The organism is Roseicyclus salinarum, from assembly GCF_029624655.1.
In the GTDB taxonomy this organism is placed as follows: Bacteria; Pseudomonadota; Alphaproteobacteria; order Rhodobacterales; family Rhodobacteraceae; genus Roseibacterium; species Roseibacterium salinarum.
Map to the genome: position 1 here is coordinate 66,915 of NZ_JARRSA010000017.1, position 7,903 is coordinate 74,817.

9 protein-coding genes are annotated in these 7,903 nt (G+C 65.2%); 5 read left to right on the top strand and 4 right to left on the bottom strand.

The genetic code is table 11. The features are described 5' to 3' along the window. Nucleotides 1–89: 89 nt before the first annotated feature. From P6F26_RS12570 to P6F26_RS12585, 4 genes are read right to left on the bottom strand one after another with little or no spacing between them, the layout of a single operon-like run. Nucleotides 90–935 carry a sulfite exporter TauE/SafE family protein gene (locus P6F26_RS12570; RefSeq protein ID WP_278029040.1) on the bottom strand — a complete coding sequence of 282 codons (846 nt, stop codon included), beginning with the start codon at nt 933–935 and terminating at the stop codon, nt 90–92. Nucleotides 936–962: 27 nt separating this feature from the next. Then, on the bottom strand, nt 963–1,847 hold the full coding sequence (locus P6F26_RS12575; protein ID WP_278029041.1) for an NAD(P)-dependent oxidoreductase: 885 nt from the start codon (nt 1,845–1,847) through the stop codon (nt 963–965). An 18-nt stretch (nt 1,848–1,865) separates the two neighbouring features. After that, complete coding sequence (locus P6F26_RS12580; RefSeq protein ID WP_278029042.1) at nt 1,866–2,492, bottom strand: RraA family protein; 627 nt, start codon at nt 2,490–2,492, stop codon at nt 1,866–1,868. Next, entirely contained in the window at nt 2,489–3,187 is a 699-nt protein-coding gene (locus P6F26_RS12585; RefSeq protein ID WP_278029043.1) for a fumarylacetoacetate hydrolase family protein, read from the bottom strand. The genes P6F26_RS12580 and P6F26_RS12585 overlap by 4 nt, the downstream gene beginning before the upstream one ends. 222 nt (nt 3,188–3,409) lie before the next feature. Here P6F26_RS12585 and P6F26_RS12590 point away from each other — a divergent pair, with 222 nt between their 5' ends. Genes P6F26_RS12590 through P6F26_RS12610 form a run of 5 tightly spaced genes read left to right on the top strand, consistent with a single transcriptional unit; the run spans nt 3,410 to nt 7,748 of the window. Then, the gene (locus tag P6F26_RS12590; protein ID WP_278029044.1) at nt 3,410–4,441 is read left to right on the top strand and encodes an ABC transporter substrate-binding protein; all 1,032 of its coding nucleotides are present in this window, start codon (nt 3,410–3,412) and stop codon (nt 4,439–4,441) included. A gap of 14 nt (nt 4,442–4,455) precedes the next feature. Then, nucleotides 4,456–5,259, top strand: a complete 804-nt coding sequence (locus tag P6F26_RS12595; protein ID WP_278029045.1) for an ABC transporter ATP-binding protein — start codon at nt 4,456–4,458, stop codon at nt 5,257–5,259. After that, the gene (locus P6F26_RS12600; RefSeq protein ID WP_278029046.1) at nt 5,256–6,134 is read left to right on the top strand and encodes an ABC transporter permease; all 879 of its coding nucleotides are present in this window, start codon (nt 5,256–5,258) and stop codon (nt 6,132–6,134) included. Before P6F26_RS12595 ends, P6F26_RS12600 begins: the two co-directional genes overlap by 4 nt. Beyond that, on the top strand, nt 6,135–6,878 hold the full coding sequence (locus P6F26_RS12605) for a GntR family transcriptional regulator (RefSeq protein ID WP_278029047.1): 744 nt from the start codon (nt 6,135–6,137) through the stop codon (nt 6,876–6,878). A gap of 42 nt (nt 6,879–6,920) precedes the next feature. After that, entirely contained in the window at nt 6,921–7,748 is an 828-nt protein-coding gene (locus tag P6F26_RS12610; protein ID WP_278029048.1) for an alpha/beta fold hydrolase, read from the top strand. The last annotated feature ends 155 nt before the right edge of the window (nt 7,749–7,903 follow it).

A 7,903-nucleotide genomic window follows, 5' to 3' on the forward strand; every position in this document is an offset into this window, starting at 1 on the left:
GCGCCGGGCCGCGCGCCTGAGGCCACCCGGCACCAGGTCGCTCACGCCACGGCCTCGACCTGCGCGCGCCGACAGGCAGCCGGACCAGGTCAGTTGCTCTGGAGAATGGCCCAGGCAAACCGCATGGCGACAAGCAAGAGAAATCCTCCGAAAAGCCGTTTCAGCGCCTTCTGCGGCAGCGCATGCGCCAGCCCGACGCCGAGGCGCGTGCAAAGGAGCGCCGTAGGCAGCGTCAGGACGAGCGCGCTGGCCGAGACGTAGCCGAGCGCGTCGGCCGGCAGTCCCGGCCGACCCCAGCCCGCGAGCACGTAGCCGATCGTGCCGGGCACGGCGATGAGGACGCCCACGCCAGCCGAGGTGGCGACGGCCCGGTGCATCGTCCATCCGTGAAGTGTCAGGATGAGATTCGAGATCGCCCCGCCGCCGATCCCCATCAGCACGGACAGGAACCCGACCAACGCGCCGTATGCCGTGTTGCCGAGGCGCCCCATGCCCTCGCGGATCGGGCGGGCCTCGTTCGCAAGAAGAAGGCGGAACGACATGATCGCCGAGATTGCGACGAACACGATCTGGAAGAGCTCGGCCGGAGCGTACCGCGCGACTGCGCTTCCCACGACGACGCCCGCAAGGATTGGCAGCGCCCAGGACTTCAGCTGGTCCATGTCGAGTGCGCCCTTCGCTGCATGGGCGCGCGCGGACAGGATCGCGGTCGGGATGATCATCGCGAGCGACGTTCCCACCGCGAGCGGCATCGCAATGTCCGGGTCGAGGCCCAGCCGCAGAAACGTCTCGTAGAAGACCGGAACGCTGATCGCGCCGCCGCCTACGCCGAACAGCCCGGCAAGCACGCCGATCGCAGCCCCGGCCAGGACAAGCGTCAAGACGAGCGCCCAAAGGGCCGACGGATCGGCCAGAAGCGTTTCAAGCCCCATCATGGGCCCCCATCGCGGTGGAACACCGGATCAGTCCGCCAGCATCAAGCGGGTCAGGCTGGACCCGTCGCAGCCACCAAGTCCCTCGGCCACTGCCGCCTCGTAGAGATCGCGCGCAGCCGTCGAAAGTGTCATGTCCGCTCCGGCCCTCGAGGCCCATTCGAGCGCGAGGAGAAGATCCTTCCGCAGCCCGTTGATGTCGAACGTGCCCGGCTGATCCTCGCCCTCCAGCGTCTTCACGACGACGTCGAGGCGGTTCTTGAGGACGGCCGGCCCGGCGGAGCTGTCCGACATGATGCTTGCGGCGACGCCCGGCGGAACACCCGAGCCCTTAAGCACAGAAAGCGCCTCGCCCATGCTGGCCCAGTAAAGCGCGAGCGGCAGGTTCACCGCGAGCTTCATCGCCGATCCGCTGCCGACGGGGCCAAGATGCTCCACGCGCTTGCAGAGACCCTCGAGCACGGTCTTTCCCCGCTCCCACGCGCTTTGAGATCCTCCGGCCATGCCCAGAAGCGCACCCTTGAGCGCAGGTCCGACTGTCCCGCCGACCGGACACTCGAGGTAGTCGCCTCCGACCGCCACCGCCTTGGCCTCGAGTGCCTGCTGCTGATCGGGAAGCAGCGTGCTCATCTCGATCCAGAGCTTGCCCTTCATGCCTGCGGCAAGCAGGCCGTCCGGTCCATCGAGAACACCGTCGATGGCCGCCTTGTCGGTCAGGGACGAGATGACGATGTCCGAGGCCCCAACAAGCTCGGCGAGGGTGGAGGCGTGGCTCGCCCCCGCTTCCGCCGCCCTCGTCGTTCGGTCGGGCGTCCGGTTCCAGACCCTGACGTCATGTCCGAGGCCCACGAGACGCGTCGCGAATGCCGTGCCCATCCGTCCCGTGCCGATGATGCCTATCTGTTCCGCAGCCATGCCGGCCTCCCTTTTTCGCTAGTCTAGCCCGAGTATCTCGCAGGTCGTCTCGCCCGCCCGTATCCGCTCCATGATCATGGCTTCCCGCTCGAGGCGCGCCGTTCCCCGTTCAAGAATGCCTGTGGCCTCGCCGGGATCGAACACCACGACCGCGTCGGCGTCGGCGACGACGATGTCGCCATGGTCCACATCGGTCCCCGACAGGCGGCATCCCTGCCCCACGAGGCCGCGATCCACCTTCGTGGTGCCCGGAATCGCGATGCCGCGCGACCAGACCGGAAAACCGAGGTCGATGATTTCGGCCCGGTCGCGCACGGCGCCGTCGATGACGAGGCCCACGGCGCCGCGTGTCTGCGCCGCAAGGGCCATGATCTCGCCGAAGGGGCCGCTGTCTTCGCTGCCGCCGTAATCCACGACGAGCATGTCCCCCGCCCCGATGCGGGCGAGTGCGAGGTGGATCGCAAGGTTGTCACCGGGACCGCACCGAACCGTGAAGGCGTGTCCGGCCACTCTCGCGCGCGATGGGTCGAGGGGCCGGATCGCGCCGTCGATGATGCGTATCCGAGCCCCCCCGACCTCGCCGATCGTGGCGGTGCCGAGGCGCGCGAGGGCCTCCAGTTCGTGTGCCCCGAGGCGCGTGGTCACGCTGCGGGGGCCCCCACCGTCACCTTCAGGGGCGTGAGGCCGTCGGCCTCGACCTCGATGACGTCGCCCGTGACGACCGCGCCCACGCCGGCGGGCGTTCCTGTCATGATCAGATCGCCGGCCTTCAGTTCGTGCTGCTCGGAGATCTTCGCGATGATCTCGCGCGTGTTCCAGATCATGAGGTTGACGTTCGCCTCCTGGCGCACGTCGCCGTTGATCTTCGTGCGCAGGACATGGTTGTCGATGTGGCCGACATCCTCGACGCGCGAGATTGCGGCCATCGGCGCCGACTTGTCGAAGGCCTTCGTCACTTCCCAGGGCAGGCCTTTCTCGATGGCCTGGGCCTGGTGGTCGCGACGGGTCATGTCGAGGCCCACGCAGTAGCCGAAGATGTGCGAGTACGCGTCGTCCTCGGAGATGTTGTAGCCGCCGGACTTCATGGCCACGACGAGTTCGCCCTCGTAATGGAAGTTGCCAGTGAAGACCGGATAGGGGATCTCGCCGTCGCCCGCGACGATGGCGTCCGCAGGCTTCATGAAGATGACCGGCGGGTCGCGCTCGTCGGCGTTCATCTCGTGGATATGCGCCACGTAGTTCTTGCCGATGCAGTATATCCGGCGCACCGGAAACAGCTTGTCGGAGTTCACGATGGGCAGGCTCGCCCTTTCGGGCGCCTCGACGGCGTAGTCGGACATCTTTCTCTCCCTGATGATCATCCTTGAAGGCAGGATAATATATTTTTTTTCTTCCGGCCACATGGATCATGTTGCAATTAAAACAGCGTCTTAGAAGTTGGATGCGGGATAAGTGTGCTCAGTAATATATACAGAGCTAGGACGAATCACAGAATCATATATGATAGGAGGATGGCGGCGGCCGAGTAGGGAGGCGCCGTTCGGAAAGGGAGGTAAGATACCATGCACTTCGGAAAGACTGTTTCCGCAGGACTGAGGGCGGTCGCAGGAGCGGCCGTCGTCTCGACCCTTGGTTTGGCGCTGCCGGCCGCAGCCCAGACCGACATCACAGTGGCGGTTCCGAACCCGTCGGCCATCACATGGGCCCCCATGTGGGCCGCGATCGGCGAAGGCTACTTCGAGGAGGAAGGCCTGAACCTCGACGTCCAGGCGGTCGACGGATCTTCGCAGGTGCTGCAGGCCATGTCCGCCGGTCAGGCCGACATCGGAGCACCCGGACCTGGTCCGGTGCTTGGCGCACGCGCCCGCGGACTTGATGTCGTCTTCATCTACAATCTCTATCCCAAGAGCGTCTTCGGCCTCCTCGTCGAGGCGGACTCGGACTTCAACGAGCCCACCGATCTCGAAGGTCGCGTCATCGGCGTCGGAACGGCTGACGGCGCGGAGGTCTCGTTCGCGCGCGCCATCCTCACCGATGCGGGCATGTCGGAGGGCGAGGACTACACGTTCCTGCCCGTGGGCGATGGCGGCACGGCGGCCGTGGCATTCCTTCGTGGCGACGTGGACGCCTACGCGGGCGCGGTAAGCGACGCGGCGATCCTTGCGAACCGTGGCCTCGATCTCAGGGAGATCACGCCCGAGCCCTATCTCGCGTTCTTCGGCAACGGCTATGCGGCCCTGCAGAGCTACATCGACGAGAACCCCGAGGTGATCGAGGGCTTCGGACGGGCGCTCGTGCGCGGCATGCGCTTCATCGCGGATCCGGCGAACGAGGAGACGGCGCTTGATCACATGGCGGCGGGCAACCCGCAGGAAGGCGAAGACCGTGAATTCGCCGCATCGCTGCTGGCCGCTGTCGTGGAGCGGATGACGCCCACCGAGGCCTACATCGCCGAGGGCTACGGCTATCAGCCCCCCGAGCACTGGGAGACCTGGCAGCAGAGTCTTCTGAATGGCGGCGACCTCGAGGCGCCCTTTGACGACCTCACCGCCGGCTATTCGAACGACTGGATCGCCGGTTGGAATGCGGAATGAGTCAGGTCGTTCAGATGACCTCGACCAAAGACCTGGAACCGGCCGATTCTCGGCCGGTTTACCAGATCGACCGCCTTTCGAAGGTCTATTCGCGCAACTCGTATCAGGCGCTCAAGGACGTGAATCTCACCCTCGCGAAGGGTGAGTTCGCGGCCGTCATCGGGTCGTCGGGATGCGGAAAATCGACACTCCTGAAGATCATGGCGGGGCTTCTCCCGCCAACGTCGGGGCGCGTCATGCTGGAGGGGAGGCCGGTAATGGGCCCGCGCCGTGACATCGGCATGATGTTCCAGCAGGCCACGCTCCTGCCGTGGAAGACGACGCTCGGCAATGTCCTGCTGCCGATCGAGATGCGGGACGGCAAGGCGGCTGCGAAGGCCGCGAGCGACAGGGCACGGGAGCTTCTGGAGCTTGTCGGGATCGGCCGGGCCGAGAACGTCTATCCGGGCGAACTGTCGGGCGGCATGGCGCAGCGCGCGGCGATCTGCCGGATGCTCATAACCGACCCCGCCGTTCTGCTCCTCGACGAGCCGTTCTCGGCGCTCGACGAACTGACGCGCGATTTCATGAACATGGAACTGCAGCGGATCTGCCTGGAGCGGCATGCGACGGCCTTTCTCGTGACGCATTCGATCCCGGAGGCGGTCATTCTCGCCGACAAGATCTACATCATGGACGCAAACCCCGGCCGCATCGTGGAGACCATCGACATCGATCTGCCGCGGCCCCGTAATCTCGACATGATCAACACCGCCAAATTCGGCGAGATCGTCCACCATATTCGCGAAAAGCTCGGCCGGGAGATGTATGGATCATGACCGAACAGACCGGATACACGGCGGCCAAGACCGCAAGTCGCGCGGCCTACGAGGGCGATACCGTCTGGGAAGAGCGCGATCCCTTCATCGACCGCATTCCGCGCTGGGTGGCGATGACGGGCCTCTTCGTCCTGATCGTCGGCATCTGGTACACGGTCACGGCGCTGGAGATCGTGTCCAACATCATCCTGCCGGGACCGGGCGAGACGTGGCGCGACATTGTCTTCGTCGGCACCAACATGCTCGAAGGCGGCTACATGCTGGAGGCGCTGATCACCACGACGAAGACGGTGCTCTACGCGTTCCTTCTTGCCATGGCGATCGGGTTCTCGCTGGGCGTCCTCGTGGGCGAGACGAAGTTCGGCGAGCGTGCGGTGATGCCCTATCTCGTGGCCATCGACACGATGCCGAAAGTCGCCTTCGCGCCGCTGTTCATCGCGTGGCTCGGCTTCGGCATTTCTTCGAAGGTGGCGCTCGCCACATTCATCGCGACGTTTCCCATCGTCGTTTCGACGGCTGCCGGCCTCTACGCCGCCTCGGAGAACGAGCGAATGCTGTTCAAGTCCATCGGCGCAAGCCGAATGCAGACGCTGATCCGGCTGAAGCTGCCCACGGGCATTCCGTATTTCTTCACGGGGCTCAAGATCGCGGCTGTCGGTGTGATGGCCGGCGCGATCACCGGAGAGTTCCTGGGCGGCGGTCAGGGGGTCGGCGCCCTTATCCGGGTCTCGGCGTCTCAACTTGACACGCCACGCGTGTTCTCGCTGATAATTTATCTCAGCTTCCTCGGGCTGGCTCTGTTCCTCGCGGTGGTTTGGGTGCAGAAGACCTTTGTTTTCTGGAACAAGTCCGACAAGCCGGGTGGAATGGCGTAAATGTCCAAGGCGAGAGCGAGCGAGCGGTCAGAGGGGGACCCCGGTCCGATCCTGTCTGACCGCGCGTATGAACTGATCAAGCAGGATATTCTCGCCGGACTTTTCGAGCCGGGTGAAAAGCTTCGGCTCGACGCGATTTCCTCGCGTTACGGGATCGGAACGGCGCCCGTGCGCGAGGCCCTCAACCGGCTTTCGGCGGAGGGCTGGGTCGATCGCCGCAGCCAGCGCGGCTTCTTCGTATCCGAGCTTTCCATCTCGGATCTCGAGGAACTGGTCAAGACGCGCATATGGCTCGAGACGCTCGCCCTGCGGGAGTCGGTCACCAATGGCGATCAGGACTGGGAGGATCAGGTGATCCTCGCCTATCACCGTCTTGCCCGCACGGAACGGCTGCAGAACGGCAACAGCAGCGTGTCTGTCAATCCCGACTGGGAGGCCCGGCACCACGAATTCCACCTCGCCCTCCTGTCCGCCTGCGGCTCGTCGTGGATGATCCAGTTCTGCAAGACGATGATGGATCAGGCCGTGCGGTACCGGAACCTCTCCGTGAACTTTACGCTGGAGCGGCGCGGAGACGCGCTTGCCGAGCACGAGGCCATCATCAGCGCAGTCCTGGACCGCGAAACGGACCTGGCCGTGGAACTTCTGGCGAAACATTACTCCAAGACGCTGGACGGGCTGAAGGAGCGGCTCAAGAGCGAGCGCCCCTCCGCGGGTCTCGTGAGCATCGAGCGTGGCGCGTGATCGAAGCCCGGCATCGGGCTTGCGCAAATCGAGGCGGACTGAATGACCGACGCGGGCTTTGCGACATCCTCCGACGGCACGCGCATCGCGTTTACCCGCCACGGTGACGAAACCCGCCCGCCGATCCTGCTGATCCATGGCTGGGCCCAGCAATCGGTGTGCTGGCAGCCGGTGACAGAGCGTCTGTCCGACCGGTTCTTCGTTGTCGCCATGGACCTCCGTGGCCATGGCGCCTCGGACAAGCCGAGCCATGACGCGGCCTACACCGACACCCGTCTCTGGGGCGACGACGTGAAGGCGGTGATGGACGCCACGGGCCTCCAGCGGCCCGTCCTGACCGGCTGGTCCTACGCCTCGCGCGTGATCGCCGCGCATGTGGCCACCTACGGAGACGCACATCTCTCCGGCATAGTTCTTGCAGGCGGCATCCTTGCGATCGGGCGGATGCGCGAGGACTGGATGGTGGGACCTGCAAGCCCCGGTCTGGATCGGGATCTTTACACGGACGACATTCCGCGCCGGCTCGCCGCCACGGTCCGGTTCGTGGATGCGTGCACGGCCCGGCCCCTCGATCGCCGCACCTTCGCGGAACTCGTGGGAGCCAACATGCTTTGCCCGGCGCATGTGCGTCGCGCGCTTTTCGGTGCAGATGTCGATCTTCGCCCGGTCTATGCGAGCCTTGGCTGTCCCGGCCTCGTGATCCACGGCACGGCCGATGCCGTCGTCAGCCCGGAAACAGGACGAACCACCGCGAACCTTCTCCCGCGCGGGCTCCATCGGCCTTACGACGGGGTCGGCCACGCGCCATTTCTCGAAGAGGCCGACCGTTTCGCGGCCGATGTCGCGGAATTCCTGTCCGCCTGCCGTTGACGGCAAACGGATCAAGCGCCGCCCGCATCCAGGCAACAGAACTTCACGGCGCTCAAGGCTCGACAAGCCCCAGAGCACGACCCACCGCGCCTGTTCTGGTGTGGATTTCTTGGTCGGAGTGAGAGGATTCGAACCTCCGGCCCCTGCCTCCCGAA